15 protein-coding genes and 1 pseudogene are annotated in these 17,580 nt (G+C 61.4%); 2 read left to right on the top strand and 14 right to left on the bottom strand.

Annotated features, from left to right (window positions below; all coding sequences use genetic code 11):
* Window positions 1–5: 5 nt before the first annotated feature.
* The 10 genes and pseudogenes from DCG74_RS35165 to DCG74_RS35120 form a co-directional block, all read right to left on the bottom strand.
* The gene (locus DCG74_RS35165) at window positions 6–839 is read right to left on the bottom strand and encodes a substrate-binding domain-containing protein (RefSeq protein ID WP_172785787.1); all 834 of its coding nucleotides are present in this window, start codon (window positions 837–839) and stop codon (window positions 6–8) included.
* A complete protein-coding gene (locus DCG74_RS35160) occupies window positions 823–2,658 on the bottom strand; it encodes a methanol/ethanol family PQQ-dependent dehydrogenase (RefSeq protein WP_172785788.1) in 1,836 nt (611 codons plus the stop codon). Before DCG74_RS35160 ends, DCG74_RS35165 begins: the two co-directional genes overlap by 17 nt.
* Before the next feature lie 105 nt (window positions 2,659–2,763).
* Window positions 2,764–3,489, bottom strand: coding sequence for a heme-binding protein (locus tag DCG74_RS35155; RefSeq protein ID WP_172785951.1), 726 nt, complete (start codon window positions 3,487–3,489; stop codon window positions 2,764–2,766).
* 136 nt (window positions 3,490–3,625) lie between these two features.
* A complete protein-coding gene (locus tag DCG74_RS35150; RefSeq protein ID WP_172785789.1) occupies window positions 3,626–4,549 on the bottom strand; it encodes a cytochrome c oxidase assembly protein in 924 nt (307 codons plus the stop codon).
* On the bottom strand, window positions 4,537–4,890 hold the full coding sequence (locus DCG74_RS35145; RefSeq protein ID WP_172785790.1) for a hypothetical protein: 354 nt from the start codon (window positions 4,888–4,890) through the stop codon (window positions 4,537–4,539). The genes DCG74_RS35150 and DCG74_RS35145 overlap by 13 nt, the downstream gene beginning before the upstream one ends.
* Window positions 4,887–5,486 carry a cytochrome c oxidase subunit 3 gene (locus DCG74_RS35140; protein ID WP_172785791.1) on the bottom strand — a complete coding sequence of 200 codons (600 nt, stop codon included), beginning with the start codon at window positions 5,484–5,486 and terminating at the stop codon, window positions 4,887–4,889. The genes DCG74_RS35145 and DCG74_RS35140 overlap by 4 nt, the downstream gene beginning before the upstream one ends.
* The gene (gene ctaD / locus DCG74_RS35135; protein WP_172785792.1) at window positions 5,483–7,390 is read right to left on the bottom strand and encodes a cytochrome c oxidase subunit I; all 1,908 of its coding nucleotides are present in this window, start codon (window positions 7,388–7,390) and stop codon (window positions 5,483–5,485) included. Before ctaD ends, DCG74_RS35140 begins: the two co-directional genes overlap by 4 nt.
* A 2-nt stretch (window positions 7,391–7,392) precedes the next feature.
* A complete protein-coding gene (gene coxB / locus DCG74_RS35130) occupies window positions 7,393–8,403 on the bottom strand; it encodes a cytochrome c oxidase subunit II (RefSeq protein ID WP_172785793.1) in 1,011 nt (336 codons plus the stop codon).
* 193 nt (window positions 8,404–8,596) lie between these two features.
* A pseudogene (locus DCG74_RS39090) lies at window positions 8,597–8,719 on the bottom strand (hypothetical protein); the annotation flags it as partial.
* Between the two features lie 308 nt (window positions 8,720–9,027).
* The gene (locus DCG74_RS35120; protein ID WP_257187481.1) at window positions 9,028–9,150 is read right to left on the bottom strand and encodes a hypothetical protein; all 123 of its coding nucleotides are present in this window, start codon (window positions 9,148–9,150) and stop codon (window positions 9,028–9,030) included.
* Window positions 9,151–12,026: 2,876 nt separating this feature from the next.
* Between DCG74_RS35120 and DCG74_RS35105 the strand changes: the two genes are divergently transcribed.
* On the top strand, window positions 12,027–12,182 hold the full coding sequence (locus DCG74_RS35105) for a hypothetical protein (RefSeq protein WP_172785794.1): 156 nt from the start codon (window positions 12,027–12,029) through the stop codon (window positions 12,180–12,182).
* 36 nt (window positions 12,183–12,218) lie between these two features.
* On the opposite strand, the gene DCG74_RS35100 is transcribed toward DCG74_RS35105, so the two are convergent.
* The 3 genes from DCG74_RS35100 to DCG74_RS35090 form a co-directional block, all read right to left on the bottom strand.
* Window positions 12,219–12,374 carry a hypothetical protein gene (locus tag DCG74_RS35100; protein WP_172785795.1) on the bottom strand — a complete coding sequence of 52 codons (156 nt, stop codon included), beginning with the start codon at window positions 12,372–12,374 and terminating at the stop codon, window positions 12,219–12,221.
* A gap of 1,502 nt (window positions 12,375–13,876) precedes the next feature.
* Window positions 13,877–14,815 (bottom strand): hypothetical protein, encoded by a 939-nt coding sequence (locus tag DCG74_RS35095; RefSeq protein WP_246708842.1) that lies wholly within the window; start codon window positions 14,813–14,815, stop codon window positions 13,877–13,879.
* Between the two features lie 615 nt (window positions 14,816–15,430).
* A complete protein-coding gene (locus tag DCG74_RS35090) occupies window positions 15,431–15,694 on the bottom strand; it encodes a hypothetical protein (RefSeq protein ID WP_172785796.1) in 264 nt (87 codons plus the stop codon).
* A gap of 617 nt (window positions 15,695–16,311) precedes the next feature.
* Between DCG74_RS35090 and DCG74_RS35085 the strand changes: the two genes are divergently transcribed.
* On the top strand, window positions 16,312–16,590 hold the full coding sequence (locus DCG74_RS35085) for a hypothetical protein (protein ID WP_172785797.1): 279 nt from the start codon (window positions 16,312–16,314) through the stop codon (window positions 16,588–16,590).
* A gap of 66 nt (window positions 16,591–16,656) precedes the next feature.
* Here DCG74_RS35085 and DCG74_RS35080 read toward each other — a convergent pair whose 3' ends face one another.
* Window positions 16,657–17,394 (bottom strand): metallophosphoesterase, encoded by a 738-nt coding sequence (locus DCG74_RS35080; protein WP_172785953.1) that lies wholly within the window; start codon window positions 17,392–17,394, stop codon window positions 16,657–16,659.
* Window positions 17,395–17,580: the final 186 nt, after the last annotated feature.

The raw sequence follows: 17,580 nt of genomic DNA, 5'->3' as shown, positions 1-17,580 counted from the left end.
TGACATCACTCGTGTCCTCCGGATGCAGTGAGCGGCTGTTCGACCAGAGGCACGCTGTAGCTCCGCAGCAGCGCGGCAATCTCGGATCGGTGCGCGTCGATGAACGCGTTCAGCCGGTCGCGCAAAGCGTGATCGCCCTTGCGCACGCCTATTGCGATGGCGAACTGAAATTGCTGGGGGGCGAAGCCCTCGTAGTCCTGGATCGGCGTCACCGTGAGCGGCACGGGCGAGCCTTGCGCGAAATAGCCGCCCAGTGGACCCCAAACGGCGGCAACGTCGATCTCGCCGTTCTCGACCGCCTCGATCAGGCGCGCCGGCGGATTGGCCTCCCGGTAATCACCGTAAATCGAATAGCCCCGGACGTTGTCGACGATACCCTGTTGGCCGAGCGCCTGTGCCGGCGGCGGATTGTTGCCGTCGTCGCCGATCAAGTGCACGCCGATTGCCAGGTCATGCAACCGCGGGTCGAGCAGCGAGGAGAGGTCGAGCTGCCGGTCTTGCCGGGTGACGAAGACGTAGGTCGAGCGGTAATAGGGCTTCGTGGTCTCCGCCATGCCATACCCTTCAGGCACGCCCATCACCACGTCGCATTGGCCCGCTTTCAGCGTGTTGCGGATGAATCCGCGACGCTGCGCCCACCAGGTGTAGGCGACGTTCCGGCCGAGATGCTGGGCGACCATGACGGCGAGCCTGTTCTCGAATCCCGCCCCGGCACTGTTCGAGAACGGCAGATTGTTCGGATCGGCACAGACCCGAAGCTCGCCGTCCGATGCGGCCCCCGGCGCGGGCGTGAGAGCAACCAGGACGGCGAGGGTGATCGCGCTATTTCGCAGGCGCATGGCTTGGATCCTCGCCGCTTGCGCCGCCGAGCTTGAACACCAGCAACTCGCTTCCGCCGGCAGTATAGAAGGGCAGATCCTGCGTCGCGCCGGTGAAGCCGAGTGCGGCGTTGCGCACACGCTGATCGACCTCGGCATTGGCCACCACGCCGGGCCAGCCACCGACGCCCGACAGGATCGCGATATATTGCTGTCCATCGGAGCCGCGATAGGAAACAGGCTGGCCGATGAAGCCGGAGCCGGCGCGGAATTGCCAGAGCACGCGTCCGTCCTTGGCATCCACCGCCTTGAACAGGCGGTCCATGGTGCCATAGAACGCGACGTCGCCGGCGGTCACCAGCGCGCCGCTCCAGACCGGCAGGTTTTCCTTGATCTCCCAGACCTTCTTGCGCGCGATCGGGTCCCACGCCATGAACTCGCCACGGTGGCCACCGGGCCCGGCATACATGTCGACATCTGCGCCGACATAGGGCGTGCCTGCGATGTAGCCGACCTGCGAGGCCTTGAAGTTCATGCAGAGATGCTGATGCGGCACATAGAGCAATTTCGTGCGCGGCGACCACGCGCTTGGCTGCCAATCTTTCGCACCGGGCGCTGCAGGGCAGATGTTCTCGACGGTCTTGCCGACGAGCGGCGTCTTCTCCTCATTTGGGACGATCTTGCCGGTCTTGAGATCGACTCCGTTATAGGCGTTGACGAACACATAAGCGTCAGCCGAGATGACTTCGCCGGTGGCGCGATCCATGACGTACATATAGCCGTTGCGTCCGGGATGGATCAGCACCTTGCGTAGCTGGCCGTTGAGCTCGAGATCGACCAGCACGTTCTCGTTGATCTCGTCATGGTCGAACAGATCGTGCGGACTGAATTGATAGGCCCATTTCGCACGACCTGTGTCGGGGTCGCGGGCGAAAATCGACGCGCTCCAGAGATTGTCGCCGCTGCGTTGGTTGGCATTCCAGGGACTCGGATTGGCGGTGCCGTAATAGATCAGGTTCAGATCGGGGTCGTAGGAAATCCATCCCCAGACCGTGCCGCCACCAACCTGCCAGCGATCCGCAGGCCAGCTCTTCACGCCGAGATCGGCACCCCTCAGATTGTCATAGAATGGCTTGAAGTCGTCCCCGATCAGCACATCCTTGTCGGGACCGGTCGAATAGGCGCGCCAGGCGATGGCGCCGGTGTTCTCATCGAGGGCCGTGATCCAGCCGCGCACGCCCAGTTCGCCGCCGCTGTTGCCGACGAGGATCTTGCTCTTCACCACGAGGGGCGCCATCGTGATCGTCTCGCCCTTGTTGATCTCGCCGAGCTTGGTGTGCCAAAGCTCCTTACCAGTCTTGGCGTCGATCGCGACGGTGTGGTTATCGAGCGTATTGAGGAAGACCTTTCCGTTGTCGAAGGCGAGCCCTCGATTGACGACATCGCAGCAGGCGACGCCCGCCGCCGCGGGCTCCGGCTTCGGTGCGTAGGACCATTTCAGCTCGCCCGTCGTCGCATCCAGCGCAAAAACGCGGTTGGGATAGGGGCCCGCATACGGACCGACCACATACATCGTGCCGTCGACCACGAGCGGCGCCGCCTCCTGGCCGCGGTCGGCGCCAAGCGAAAAGGTCCATGCCAGCTGCAGACGCGACGCATTGGTCGTGTTGATCTGGTCGAGCTCGCTGTATCGGGTGTTGGCATAGTCGCGGGCCGCCATCGGCCATTGACCGGGGTCCCTCATGCGGCTCGCCAGATCACTCTGAGCCGCAGCAGACGACAGCAACGCGACGGCCGCGCAAAGCGCGCTCAACAACCGCGCGGAAACACACACCAACATATGTTAAGATCTCCACGGCGACGACGAGGCCGTGCGGCTTTGCAGGCCGGTTTGCGAAGGTACAAACCTTGCGCTTCTGCTTGGTTCCAAAGTGTGATTGCCGGGCTATCTCACCACGTTTCCGGAGACGCCTGCGCCGAGATCGACCGCGATCTGGTCCTCCTTGCCATTGCACTTGGGGTGACCGAAGCCTGAGGCGCTTTTGCCATCCGGCCCAATGTCGTAGATGATTGCGTCCCTCATGTTCGGACTGACGCCGGCGGGCACGTGGTCGAGCCCGAGCAGGTGGCGCACGCGCCAGGCGACGTTGTGATCGGCGCAAGAGCTGTCTCCGCTGACGCCGAGCGCACCGGCGATGCCGTTGCCGTCATAGAGCGCCAAGCCGCCGCCGAAGACGATGACGCCCCCAACGGGCTTGCCCACCATCGGATCATGCGTCGTCCCAAACTCGTCCGGGTTGCCGGCGTACAGGACCTCCGGAGACGGCGGGTTGCTCAGAACAGCACCGAACAGGAATCCGCCCGGCTGCGCCCCAGCGTACAGATTGGCTGTCGCCATCGCTTTGTCCTTGAGGCTGAACGCATTCGCCGTGTTGGCCTTCTCCGCTGCGATCGCCCGGCTGCCCGGCCATTGATCATCAACCTTGCTGCCGCTGTAGGTGACGGCGCAGACAATGCCCTGCCGATTGACGACCGCAGCCCACTCGTTGTTGTCCAGACCGCCATTGCTCGGGCCGCCGCCCGACTTGACGCTCTTCTTGAGGATATCCGCGAGCTGATCATGGTCGACCGGACACGACATTGCAGGCCTGGGCTGGTCCTGCGCTTTCATACTTACGGGCAGCGAGAATACCGCCACCAGGATGGCAGCTGTCGCCCTGACGCATCGTGGGCCCATGTGATCTCCGTTCGGCATCGTATCAGCAGGCGAACGTTCGAACGGAAGTTGCAGTTCCTATGCAGGGGGCTCACCCCGGACTTTGAATGGAAGCGAGCGGCGCGTCGTTGTCATTGACGGTCAGCCACCGATGCGCAAAGAACAGCGCCGCGCCGGTATAGAGGATGCCCGTGGGCACCCACATCAAGATGCCGGCGAGCTGCTGGTCTTCGAGCGGCGAAAGGCCGAATTCGTCGGCGAGGGCGCCTTGGCCGGGGATCCAGACTCGCGGCGAGATGGTGAGCAGAGCGCCGAGCACGCCTGAGTGCACGATCGTGATGAACAGGCAGCCGATGGCGATGCCGTCGCGCATGCGGGTGCTGCGTCCCGCGCCGCGGCCGTGCAGCAGGACCCACCAGAACAACAGGGAAGTTGCGAAGAAACTGATGTGCTGAAAGCGATGGACCGCAGGGTTCGTGAGCGCCCATGTATAGAGCGGCGGGGCGTGCCAGGCCCAGAGCGCCAGGCCATGCAGCGCCGTTGCGCTCACGGGATGACCAACAAAACCCCACGCGCGCGCCACGGGCAGGGCATTCAGCATGCGCCCGGCTGCGGGGCGGAACGATGCCGGCAGGCTCCACAGCAAGGGACCGTTGAGGCGCGCGTAGGCCATCAGCGGCGCGGCAATCACCATGAGGAGTTCGTGCTCGGCCATATGCGCAGTGAACAGGCGTTCGCCGAGCCAGTGTAGGGGCGATGTCACGGCGAGCGCTGCGATCATCCAGCCGATCCAGAAACCGCCGACCTGGCGGAAACTGACGCCGCGGCCGCCTCCCGCATGTGCCCACAGCCGCTGCGTCCCGACATAAAAGCCGATGCCGACCGCATAGAGCGGGGCCATGAGCCAGGGATCGTAGCTCCAGAGCGATCCCGCATCGACGTCTGAGAGCCCGTGCGCGGCTGCCGGCTGCGCGAGCAGCACTAGCAGCAGTGCTGCAAGTCTCAGCGCAGGCATGGGCTGATCAGGAGCGAGGCGGCCAATTGGTTCGCAATCACGAGCGCAAACAGCGCGCCCATGCCGACGCCAAGCCTGGCCATGAATGATTTCGGGCCGCCGCCTTGTGCATCGACCCATTCTGCGCCAGCGCTGCGGCGAACCGCACGGGCCGATATCGCAGTTCCAGCCAGTGCGACGATGGCCAGCACCACGCTGACGATCGTGCCGCTCACGCGCGTCGTCGCGCACGAGAAATGTGCGAGCACGTAGATGCCTTGCAGGTTCAGTCCCCATGCGATGGGTCCGAGCGCCACACCGGCCCAGTAGAGCAGCTTTGCATTTCCCTCGGTTTCGGTCATAGGCGCGGCATCCAATCGAGCAGGACATAGAGCGGCAGCCAGGCGAGCACGACGAAGTTCCAGTAGAACACGTTGTCGGTCACGTCGCTGAATCGGCGCGGCTTGGCGTGGCGGGTGAACATCAGCACGGCCAAGACGACGGTGTCGCCGACGTCGGTGGCGAGATGAACCGAATGCAATCCGAGAACTAGCCAGACGATGGAGCCATAGGCGGAATTGTCCCAACGGGTGTTGAGATGCGCGAACTCGAAGCCGCGCAGCACCAGAAGCGCGATACCGATCAAAGCCATCCCGATCAGGCAGATGCGGGTCTTTGCGAGATCCTGCCGGTGCGCGACGCGATTGGTGTATTCATTCGGGATAATGCTGAGCAGATAGAGCACGGTCGCGGTCGTACCGGGCCAGAGATCCGGCGGCGGAGCGCCGATCGGCCAGCTCGAGTTGACTGCGTAGAGGTAGAGATAGGCGCCGATGGCGACGGCGAAGCCCATGCCTTCGAGCGCCATAAAGCCCATGGCGCCCCACCAGGGGCCGCTGCGCGGACCGAAGCCGTAGGTCGGCAGCTCCGAGACGTTGCGCACGATTGTCTGTCTCACGCCTCGTCCTCCTTGCTGCCTTTGGGCCAGAACCAGCCGATCAGAGCAATGGCCATTGGCGGCGTGCCCCAGAGCACCGCCCAGGGCGTGAAGATCGAGCCGATGAAGAAGATCGTCGTCGCGATCGCCGTGAGCAACGGCCAGATGCTGGGCTCGGGCGAGGCCTCCCGGACTTGCGGCTCCGCTTCCGCGAGTGACGTCAGCAGAACTTCACGCCTGTCCGTGCTGAGGCCAGCGACCACGGGCAGGCTTTCGCCGTCGGCCCACAGGGGGTCGCGGTGCTTGACGACGGGAATGCGATCGAAATTCTGCGGCGGCGGCGGCGAGGACGTCGCCCATTCCAGCGTCGAGGCACCCCACGGATTGTCGCCCGCGAGCTCGCCCTTGCGCAGGCTGTAGATCACGTTGACGAGAAGCAGAGCGAAGCTGACCGCAAACACAAGCGCGCCGGCACTGGACACCAAGTTCAGGTGAGCCCAATCCATGTCGGCGGTGTAGGTGTAGACCCGCCGCGGCATGCCGATCAGGCCGAGAATGTGCATCGGGAAGAACGCGATATTGAAGCCGATGAAGGCGAGCCAGAAGTTCCAGCGTCCCACCCGCTCGCTAAGCACGCGGCCCGCGATCTTGGGAAACCAATAATAGACGGCACCGATCAATGGGAAAACGGCGCCACCGATCAGCACGTAATGGAAGTGGGCGACGACAAAGTAGGTGTCATGCACCTGGGTGTCGATCGGTACCGAGGCGACCATGACGCCCGAGAGTCCGCCGAGCACGAAGATCAGGATGAAGCCGATCACGAACAGCAGCGGGGTCCGGTAGACCAGCCGCCCGTCCCACAGCGTCGCCAGCCAGCAGAAGATCTGAAGCCCGCTGGGCACCGCGATCAGCATGCTGGAAGCCGTGAACAGTCCGGCACCCAGCTGCGGCAGGCCGGTGACGAACATGTGGTGGACCCAGAGACCGAACGACAGCAATCCGGTGGCGATCAGCGACAGGATGACGATCGGATAGCCGATCACTGGGCGTCGCGCGAAGGTCGCGAGGATCGCCGAGACCATGCCGGTCCCCGGGATGAAGATGATGTAGACCTCGGGATGTCCGAAGAACCAGAACAGATGCTGCCAGAGCAGGGGGTGTCCGCCGGACGAAGAATCATAGAATCGGGTGTTGACCAGCCGATCCAAGATCAGCGACGTCGATGCAACCATGACCGACGGCATCGCGAACATTACGAGGAATGCAGTGACCAGCATCGCCCACACAAACAGCGGAATGCGGTCGAGCGTCATGCCTGGCGCGCGCAGCTTGAACACCGTGACAATGATCTCGACGGCTACTGCGAGAGCTGCGACTTCGGTGAAGGTGATCATCTGCGCCCAGACGTCGGCGCGCTTGCTCGGCGTGAATTGCAGATTGGAGAGCGGAACGTAGGAAAACCAGCCGACGTCGGGGCCGACATTGAACAGGAACGAGATCCAGAGAAAACCACCGCCGAACAAGAACATCCAGTAGCTGAAGGCATTCAGACGTGGAAATGCGATGTTTCGCGTGCCGACCATCAGCGGCACAAGATAGACGGCGAACGCCTCCATGACCGGCACGGCGAACAGGAACATCATGGTCGAGCCGTGCATCGTGAAGATCTGGTTGTATTTGTCCGCCGAGAGGAAGGTTTTCTCTGGCCCGGCCAGTTGAATGCGCATCAGAACCGCAAGGAGCCCGCCGAGACCCAGAAACGCAAATGCGGTCACGATGTAGCGGCGACCCACGACCTTGTGGTCCACCGACATGAGCGCACCGAGAAGCCCCGGGGGCGTGCGCCAGACCCGCTCTAGCTGTGTGGAGAGCCGAAGGCCGTTCAGGGCGTCGTCCCGCAACTCCTTCGGTTCAGCGGCCATGCTCACTTGAGCTGCTCCAGATAATGAAGGATCGCGATGAGTTCGTCCGATTGCAGCGGCATCTTCGGCATGAGATTGCCGGGCTTGATGTGCTGGGGATCGGCGATCCAGCCGGCAAGCGTCGCCGGAGTGTTCGGCAGCGTTCCTGCGGCAATTGTGGTGCGGCTGGCGAGATGGGTGAGATCCGGGCCTAGCTGCCCACCGGCCATCGTGCCGCTGATATTGTGGCACAAAGCGCAGCCGCGGCCGCGGAACAGCGCCTCGCCCTGCATGCCGAGTTGATCCGAGGGACTCGCCGCGCTTTGGTTCTCATGATCGCGCCAGCGGCCGAACTCGTCCGGCGGCAGGGCGATCACTGCGAACGCCATGTGAGCATGTTGCAGTCCGCAGAACTCGGCGCACTGGCCGCGATAAACACCAGCGTTCCTCGCCGTGAATTGCAACTCGTTTTTCTGTCCGGTGATCAGGTCCATCTTCCCGGTCAGGCTCGGAACCCAGAAGCTGTGGATCACATCTGCGGACTCCAGCTCGACTTTGACGGGCTGCCCGGTCGGAATGCGGATCTCGTTGGCCGTCACGAAGCTTTGGTGCGGACGATCGGCTTCATAACGAACCTCCCACCACCATTGGTGGCCAATGATCTTGATCGTAAGGACGTGTTCGTCCTTCGCGAAGACGGTGCGCTGCCCCGCATAGCTGACAAAGGAAAGGCCGAGCACGATCGCCGTCGTCGCGATTCCAAGCGCGAGGACCACGCGTCCGGAGCGTTCTTCGAACGCCTGATCAAGGTCCAACGGCTGATCCGTCAAGGGCTTTCGACGCAACATACCCACGCCGAGCACGATGACGACGGCGATCCAGACGATCGCCGCGATGACGAGAAAAATGAACAGCGTATGCTGGATCTGCTCTGACTGAAGGCCCTGCGGGTCGAGCGCCGACTGCTGACCGGCGCACGCAGCCAGCGGCCATATCGTGCATAGCACCAGGACCCCTCGTACCCAGACCGACATGGAAATCTCTATACTCCGCCTCACAGGCGGAACCGTGCGATCCTACAAAGGTTCCTATTCGTCGTCCGAGCGATTGGCAGAATGGGAGCCGCCCAGCCGTGATAACGGCGAGTGCGCTGGCACTGGGCCCGAGCGTCCTGGTGACGCTGAAAGTGCCGTCGGCCTCGGGCACGACAGCATCCACATCTTCAACGCGGCCAATACCTTGATGCCGGATCGCCGCGCGGACGTCCGCCTCGGCGACGCGCTGGCGGCGCATCGCATCCTGAAGAAACTTCGCGCGATGGAGCAGCAGTTCCGGTTGCGGATTGGCCACGATCCGCAGTTCGCTCCAATGCGCTACCGGAAAGCGCCATTACGGATCGCAGCGCGATCGGGATGGCGAAGCCTACCAAAGACTACGCCACGCTGATGTTGCCGGACAGAACGCTGTTGGTGAAGGTCGACCCGAGTGCGATGGGTGACGATTAGGTCGAAGGCGTACCACTTTGCAAGGGTTCGCGGACCTGCGAGGCGGAGCAGGACAATCACGGCGATATAGGTGATCGTGGTGCCGATCGCGGTTCGCAGAAGGGGCGCCCAGCCCAGAAAATGATTTGGCTGACGTCGACCATGGCCGGCCAACTAAAATGGCCAGCCCTTGATGGCAATCAGAATGAAAACGTCACCCCCGGCCATCAGCAGCAGGACCATCAGAACAGCGACGATCGCTCCGGGCTGGGCAAGCACGCGCAGGTCTTCGTGCATGGTCGGCTCCGTATCCCGATGTTCTGTGTGCAATATCTTGATGCGCGGGAGGTTCCTAGAAGGATCTGGTGGCGTGAACCCTGCTTCAGGAAGGGCACATCAATCGGCTTGATGAAGATGCGTCGAAGCGTTGCATATTTGCAACCCGCGCTGCCGTGCAGGCTAGTAAGCTCGTCGACCGGAATGACGAAAACATATTTCGCTTTGATATAATCGCGGGGACGAAAAATGTTTGATGTTTATCGCAATGGCAAGCGTGACGTGCTCGTTCTAAGCGCAGGCTCCTCAATCCCAGGCGCTTGTTCTACAAATAGGTGGCGCAAGAGCAGAACAAGAATTCTCAAAGTAAGCGAGGAGATTAGGTCAACGGTTCAGCGACAAGGGTATTACGTCCGTAGCTTGCGGGTCACGAAAAAAGGACTGATCTAATTCGGGCGCGGACCCCGGCATCACTACCACCTAGCCGCTATGCTTTCGCTTTTCCGGGTGTCAACCGCTACTTGCCTAAATCCGGCGCCCCGGCCATTTCCGAGCCAACGTTTGCCGACAGCGTTCTCGACGCAACCTGCATACCGCATCGGCTGCTCGCAACCTCCTAGCTGCTTGCCAATCGCTTTGGCGTAAAGTTCGGAGTACGGACATTCTACGGGAGGTGCGAGCACGGGCGTGATGGCCAAGCTCGCCCGAGCTGGCCTGTCCAGATTAGGGCGTCGAGATCAATCCGTTGGCTGTGGCAACTATCCAGCGATTCCCCCAGCGCACGATAGAGTCAATTCGCCCTATGCCAGGGACCACGTCACCGCGTGCGGCCATCCGAATTCCGTCGGGCCCTTCGAGCACCGCCGTTCCCCCGCGAACGTCCAGCACGGCCCAACCTGCAATGGTCGTTGGTCTTGTCTCGGCGGCCGACAGGAGCGGCCCCGCAGGCGCCAGCGAGCCAGTCACAGACGCGTCCGCGCCGACAGCCGAAGAAGATGGGTTCGAAGTTTCCGCGGATTGCGCCCCGCTCGAGGTTTTGGCCAGAGGCTTCGCAGCAACGCTCGCGAACACCGTGGAGGGTTGCGCTAAAGCAGGCGCTGTTCGCGAGGCCGACGCTGACGCAATCTTTCGGGCGCTTTCGCCCTTACCGCCTGACTTTGTGTCCGGCATGCGGCGTGAAGCCGTTTCTCCCTGAGCAGTCGGGCTGAGAGCGGAGAGAGCTGCAGGACCATACCAAGCACCAACCCAGCCCAATCCGAAGCCCCCAGCCAAAGCGACCACGACGAGCCAAATGGTGGGTTTTGAGGGACCGCTTGGTGCCAATAACGCCAGGACCTCATCTCGCGTAGAGGTCGAGAAATCCGATTGGTCGAAAGTGACGGGCCGTGCCGCGACCGCGCCATTGCCGTGATTGGCGACGGTCACGATCCTGTCCAAGGTATTCGCATGGTGCAATTGCATGCTCGGGTCCCTTGCGGTCGCCATGATCGCGCCGGCAGCTAAACCAACCCTTAACAGCCGGCGCACTCAGCAATAGTACGAGAGCCGTGGATCGAAGGGCTACCCAAGCGATACGAGCGTCATCCCTGTTAGCAGCCGTCGCGCGAGTAAAGGGCAGAATGGGACCACCAGCCTGAGAGTGGTGCGCGTGAATGCTGCGGTACCAAGCCTGTAGCTTTGCCGAACAGGCCGAACTTGCAGAACGAAAACGACCCGAAAGACAAGCGAAAGGAATGCGCTGTGACAACGGTGTAGGGACCTTTTCATGGCCCCATTTTAATACGGTCGTCATTTAAGGGTTAATACCGCCGTCATTTATGGGGTGTATGTTCGTACCTGGATTGCATATTTTCCCGTTGTCGACCGCCTATTGCTTTCAACGATCATGGTTTGGGCAGTAATGAGTAATCGAGGTCGGGTTTACAATTGTTCGACTATTCTGGGCGAGCGGGTCGAGGGACTGCTCGCACTGTTTCGAGAACTGCAGACTCTCCGGCGTCGCCTACGAGCCGCTCAGGCGAGAACGATTGCGAGGACCAGCCGTATCCCCAAAGCCCGCCGTAGAAGGGGAGTGCTTCGGCGGAGATAGCTATTGCGAGCTCGTAGCCGTTCAGTGCGATGACCGAACTTGCCACTTCCGCTTTCTGGAAAGCTCGCGCCAGATCGCTCGACCGCGACCTCACTATCCGGTACGCGCGCAGCACCGAAGCATTGGAGCAACAGTCGCACAGCTTTTTGGATCGGTGCACGACTGTTAATTTGCGTCGCGTGCGCGATTCAGGCCTGCTCTCTGCCAACGAACCAGACAATAGATGGGGTGGCGGGAATGATCGTACGGGCCGGGGCTATTGTTGCGTTGTTGCTGATCCCGCTGGGGTCCGAAGCCTTCGCTTCGCGTCACCACAGGCCGACGGGGCGCATCTCGTGCAGCGAGGTCAGATATTACGTCGGGAAATATTCGGCACCAGTGGCCGAGATGTACGCACGCAATCATGGTGCTACTGACGCACAGATCGAACGGGCGCGACGTTGCTTGGCCTCAAACGAGACTGCAGAAACCGAGCGACCACGCGCTTATACCGATTAAGGTCGGAGATCGGCCCCCATGGAAGTGCTCTTGTGTGTCGTTTGCGACACAAGGATGTAGGGCTGAGTGCTAGCATTGCCGAATGGATCATGCTGCGCATGCTAAACGGCTCAGAGATCGGCCGAAGAGTGCCGGGTACTCGCCGAGATCATGAAGGCTAGGTGGCCCGCGACAGCTACTTAAAGCTCGCTGAGGCTTGCGAAAGTTCTGGCGCAATAAAGCAGGTCGGCACCACTTTCGCTATATCCCCCGGGAGTGGCTCTAGTTCTTGTTTCGCGCTAGCCTTGGCGATATGTGAGTCGGGGCAGTCATGGAACGGACGCCTTTCGAGAGCATGGCTCTTGAAGAGCTCTGGCAACTTCACACCCTCGTCAATGATATTCTGGCCAAGAGACTTTTGGCGAAGAAGGAAGAGCTAGAGCGACGTCTGGAGCTTCTCAAGCGAGAAGACAAATCCCGCCATTAAGGCTCGCAATCCGCTCGCCGGTTCACGCTGGTGGGACTAGCTGCTTGAGGGAACCTTCATTGCCGGCGCGAATCGTTCGGAGAACGTTGCCGCTTTTGCATCCCATGCCGCGGACAGGGCAGCCGAAATAAACGTGGAACACCCGATGGTTGCCAGCGCCAGGAGGGTCGCACCGAAAATCAGGCTACGCATTTGACCCTCCCTCAACAGGCGTTGCGATCACCACAGCATCGGACTGCATTGTTTCAGCTTCGCTTCGTTGGACGCCTCAAATGGCTTCGTACACGCGGCCGTGAATGCGCCGCACGTGCACCTAAAGCTCCCGATCGATCGCCGGGCGGCTAGCGGCCTGGTTGTTCATTGATCTATCATAAGTACCGCACGTGCTCCGGATGCAGCCTCTTCCAGTGAGGCAACGATGCAGCTTTTGGATCTTGGATGCGCTGGGGTCGCAGGTATCGAGAATACGCGGTTGGCAGGATGCTGCAGTGTTCCCTCCGGGAACAACTCGAGCTGGCTGGGACGCGGTAGTCGTCGTTTAAATTTGTTAACGACTAGGTTCGCCGAAAAAGGAAGACTCCGAGCGGGTGCCAACGGCGGCCCCAAAGAAGAACAAGTTGGGGGCGTCCATGAGCACCCGCGGTCGAGCGGTGATTCCTGCTGCTGCAATTCGCGAACGTCTTCAGAGCATCGTTTCTGCACTGGTTGAATTGGAGGAAATCCGAGCTCGAGTTCTCGCGGCTGAACAGAGCGAAAGACCAACAAGGTCCAAGCCGAAGAAGCGCCCCCACCGAGGCAAGCCGACTGGCAGGAAGCGCTAGCCACACATCGCTTGCGACCGCACGGCGGGCGGCTAGGTGCGATCGTGCCTGCTCTCAGTTCGACTGTCGGTCTTGCGTGACGTCCTTCGCACGACCTGTTGCCAGCTCGTTCCCCCACGGGCTGGAGTATTCCATGGATCGGATTCACAAAGTTGAATCCCAAGTGGACGATTTCTTGGGATGAAGCTGTGTTTGCCGACCAGACAGCGGCAGACCTCTCGGTCCCAGCTCCGTTTTTCGATCCGGAAAAACCTCCAGGCTGGGGCCGATGTGGTCTACTCCGGAAGCAAGCCTTTTCCTTCTAGCAGCCGCACACTGCAGCTCGAGCCAATGTCCGGCCCATACACGCCGGCCGATGATGGGGCCTGCTCAATTGATCTATCGCAACGGTCTCCTCGGTCCGCGAGGGATGGTCGGTTGGGAGCTTGCGATGGGCATGGATTACATGGCGGAAGCCGCCCGGCATCGGCACGTGGCCGAGGAGTACCGAACCATAGCGTTATGTAAGTCAGATGAGGGGCTGCGTGGGATCTACCTTAGACTTGCAGACGATTATGATCTGCTCGCTGCAAACGAAGATAGGATTGCCAGCAATCGCAAGCTCGTAAACTAGAGGTCGCTCAATTGTGACTTCATGCCAACGTCGGCGTTTGACCATCTCGGATTTCTAGGCCCTTATCCTTCGACCAGTGCTCGCGCTCGGGAGATTGCCCACACTTCGACTGCTGTTGGAGCTTGAGCGGGACATCAGCCGGCAAGTCGATCATGAGTACGCAGGCCCAATTTTGGGCTATGCGGCGCCTCTTTCTGAGGTCGCGATGATGCACTCAACGCCGGGGCGGGACGCAACCATGGCGCCCCGCCGCCCGCGGATCACAGGACGCATCCGCACCGAGCCGATTGGGCATAGGCCGACAGGCGCGGGTCGATCCCGGAATGCACCTCGCAGAAGCGATCGATGATGTGGCTGACCTTATTGCTGTAGTCGCGGTGCCAGTGTCCAAGGCCGTGGAGAGCACTTTCCTGACAGGCGATCGATTCAAGCTGAAGGATGCGGTCCATGGTTTGCAGCGCACAATCGTGGAGCGTTGGCAGGTCGGGATCGTCGGCAAGAGCCAAGCTCGGAAACGCATCCCACCACATATAGCAAACACCGTTGAGTGCTTTGCTCGCGGCTTGGCTGAGGTGAGACAGGCGAGGCTCGCAACGAGGCTCGAACAATTTGGCAAATAGAGCAGCGACAGACCGGACGCAGCGAACACGACCTTCGACCGGAACGTCAGTTGAACAGAGCCACCGGCGATCGCCGGCGGCGTTGGTATTCACAAGGTAGGTTAGGCCCTGCGCGATTTGGCTGTCGGAAAATCCCTGTAACGCTGGCTCCGGGTCTTCAAACAGTCGAGTGAGATAAGACACGGCTTCAAGCGCCGGCGGATCCCACCAATCATGCTCGGGATCGAAGTACCAAGGTGCTTGCTGAAAGCGAACCTCGCGTCCAAATGCGTGCTCCAGCCAAGCATCGAAGCTGAGGTATTGAAGGCGCATAGTGCGGCGGCTCGAAGAAGCAAGTGGATCGGCCGAACGACGTCGCGGCCGGATAAACCCTATCGAACGAAGGGCGCCGGCCGAGGCGGTTTCGCCTTGAAACGAACCTAGGCGAGATGCGGCATGAAGCCAAGCCGCTAGAAATCGCGACCGCGTGCCGCCTGCAAGGTCATCGCCCGCTCTGGCTTCCACCGTCGCAGAACGCGGCAATGCCAGCAGCGGGGTTGTCGCAGCCCGTACTCGCTCCGTCTTGGCCAGCTTGACCATCCGGCGTTTGTCCGTCTCGCTGAATCGTCGTCTTGGACGCGTCCAGAGCGGCCGCTGCTACGCATCGATCAGCCGCGTTCTGCACCATGAAAGCAGAGCGGGCGATGACCGTTCTCCTCATCTGCAAATCACAGCGAGAACGGATCGTGCTTGCCGAACCACAGGAAAAGTGCGGAAGCAATGGACGCTTGCGACCGTTCCCTGTTCGGACGCCGCCCGCTCCCTGATCTTCAGCAAAAATTCCCTGTTCGGTGTTGGCCCCCGACCACCGTGACACGCTTGGATTCGAAGGCGTTTCTGTCGTTTCTTACGTTGCGGCGGCGGCGATTGCGCTGCGGTTTCCCTGTAGTATTCCCTGTTACCAGGGAATTGAACGTCGGCGGGGCCTTTCCGCGCCCGAACAATGACCCGGTGCTCGTGAGAAGATCGAGTTGAGGTGATTTGCGGAGCCGTTTAGGCACCGAAGTGCCCCATCGGACTGTTGCAAGCAGTGCGCCAGTAGCCGTCGGGACTAGACGGCGCCGCCCCAAACAAAAACCGCCGCGACCGTTTGCTCGGCGCGGCGGTTGATGATTGAGGACGGTTGGGTAGCGGTTAGCCTGTTGCCCCGGCGCGTCAGCGCACGTACCAATATCCCCACCAGCGCTGCGACACCGGCCGCGCCTGCGCCTTCATGGCCGCGACTTCCTCCACGGGGCGCAGCTGCGGGCCGTAGATTGCCGGCGGGTAGACGTCGTCCCAGAACACAAGTCCGCCTTGGACGGCGGCCGCCCGGTGTGACCGGGCAAGCGCGAGCTCGGCGGCTGAGGTGACGGATGTCGCCAGGGTGAGGCCGAGAGCCGACAGGGCAATGGACGAAACAACGGCGCGGAAGTTCATTGGATCGAATCCCTCATGAAATGCGATGTGCGATAATGCGACGGGTTCCGGATGGTTGCAAGGGTATGGGCTCACCGGCTGACGCCGAATTTCCAGTTGCAGGGGCGCATGGTCTCGCCGGCGCGCGTCGGCTCGACCGCGACGGGCCTGGGTGCATCGCTACGAGAACGTCTCCAAGATTGTGGTCGCCATATATAGAGTGTTCGATGATCACCACCGGCCGAGACGAGATCGGGCAGAGGTCGGCCGCTTTGGCACGCGCGCGGCATGCATGCAAAGCAGGCCGAACCTTGAACATTTTTTCGGCGCCCGTGAATCCTCTTGAACCATGATGTCGACACACTGCTCACTCTTCATAGGAGGCGCACGATCCAGGACGCTCCCATGACTTCTACGTTTGTCTCGGCTTTCATTTTCGGCGCTGGCCTCATTTTCGGATACGCGTTGCGCGCGTGGCGCGTCGAACGAAGAGCTGTGAACTCATCCAGCGGCGCCTCGCGCCGGGCGTCGCGGCCCGCTCCGACCTCTACGTTCGGCCATGCCCGGCGAGCCTTCTAGGCATCGTCCCATGCCACGGCTGCATCCAGCGTCACACCGAACCGATGGGACATGAAGACATGAGTGAGCCCAAGAACGATGCGCCGCGACGCTATATCGTGGACGGCGCCGGACAGCGCGTGCTCGTTGGTCTCACGATATCGGAAACGATCGAGTTCGAGGCGCTGGACAAGCCGGACACTCGTGCCGGTGCCGGCATGCTCGGCGAGGCGGCGCGCGTCCGCGAGGCCAGGCATGGCGAACGGTGGGTGGAGCTCTACGTCAAGCACGAACGCGCCTGGAATGACTGGATGGCCCAGACGCGTGTGCGGCCGGCGCAGTCGCCGCTGCTCAACTAGAAACCGCGAGCGTCCATTCCATCCTTGAGACCCTCTCGCGCGTCGGGGGCAGGAGGCTGAAACTCATCACACCGCGAGCATGCGGCTTCCCTGGATGCTCATCAGGGTGAGGTTGCCGGTCGCATAGGCGCCGGTGTCGATATTGGCGCGGTTGGCCAGCAATTCGGCGCTGCGGACCGGCGTATGACCGTGGACGATATATTTGCCGAACTGCTCCTCGCTCCGCAGGAATTCCTCGCGAATCCAGAGCAGATCGCGCTCGGTCTGCTCGGCCAACGGGACGCCTGGACGTACGCCGGCGTGGACGAAAAAGAAGTCTCCGCAACTGAAGCTCAACCGCAGATTGTCCAGAAATTCCAGATGCTCGGTCGGCATCGCGCGAATCAAGTCACGCAGGATCGATGCCGGCTCGTCGCGCTTGAGATCGGGCGGAGCAAGCCCGTAGGACATCAATGTCTGGGTGCCGCCGAAGGCAATCCAGTCCTCGAACAGTGAAGGGTCTTCGAACACCCTCACCAGAAAGGCCTCGTGGTTGCCCTTGAGGAAGACCGCATTTCCCCGGCGACTCCGCTCGACCAGAATGTCGAGGGTGGAACGCGTATCCGGGCCGCGATCGATGTAATCGCCCATGAAGACTTCGATAGCATAGCGCGGCTGGCTGCGCGCAACGTCGGCGTCGATCACCCGCAGCATGGGCTCGAGCAAGTGCGCGCAGCCGTGAATATCCGAGATCGCATAGATGCGGACGCCGTCCGGCAATTGCGGTTTGGGAAGCGACGGCTGGGATCGCGCGAAAGATTTCATGGCGCTCATCGATCGGGTGGTCGGAAAAACATCCCCAAGTCGCCGGCACCGGAGAGCGTCCATCCAACGCGAACAAGGCGAGTTCCATGGGGGCGCAACCTGTTGTCCGTCCCGATCACGCCAAAAGAAGGGCACGGCATTTTTTGCCGAGTTGTTTTTGATGGTGTCAGGAACGAGAGGGCTCCG

Origin of the sequence: Bradyrhizobium sp. WBAH42 (assembly GCF_024585265.1) — a bacterium.
Classification (GTDB): Bacteria; Pseudomonadota; Alphaproteobacteria; order Rhizobiales; family Xanthobacteraceae; genus Bradyrhizobium.
Note: the sequence above shows the minus strand (reverse complement) of the source record. Positions and strands in the feature narration are given on the sequence as shown.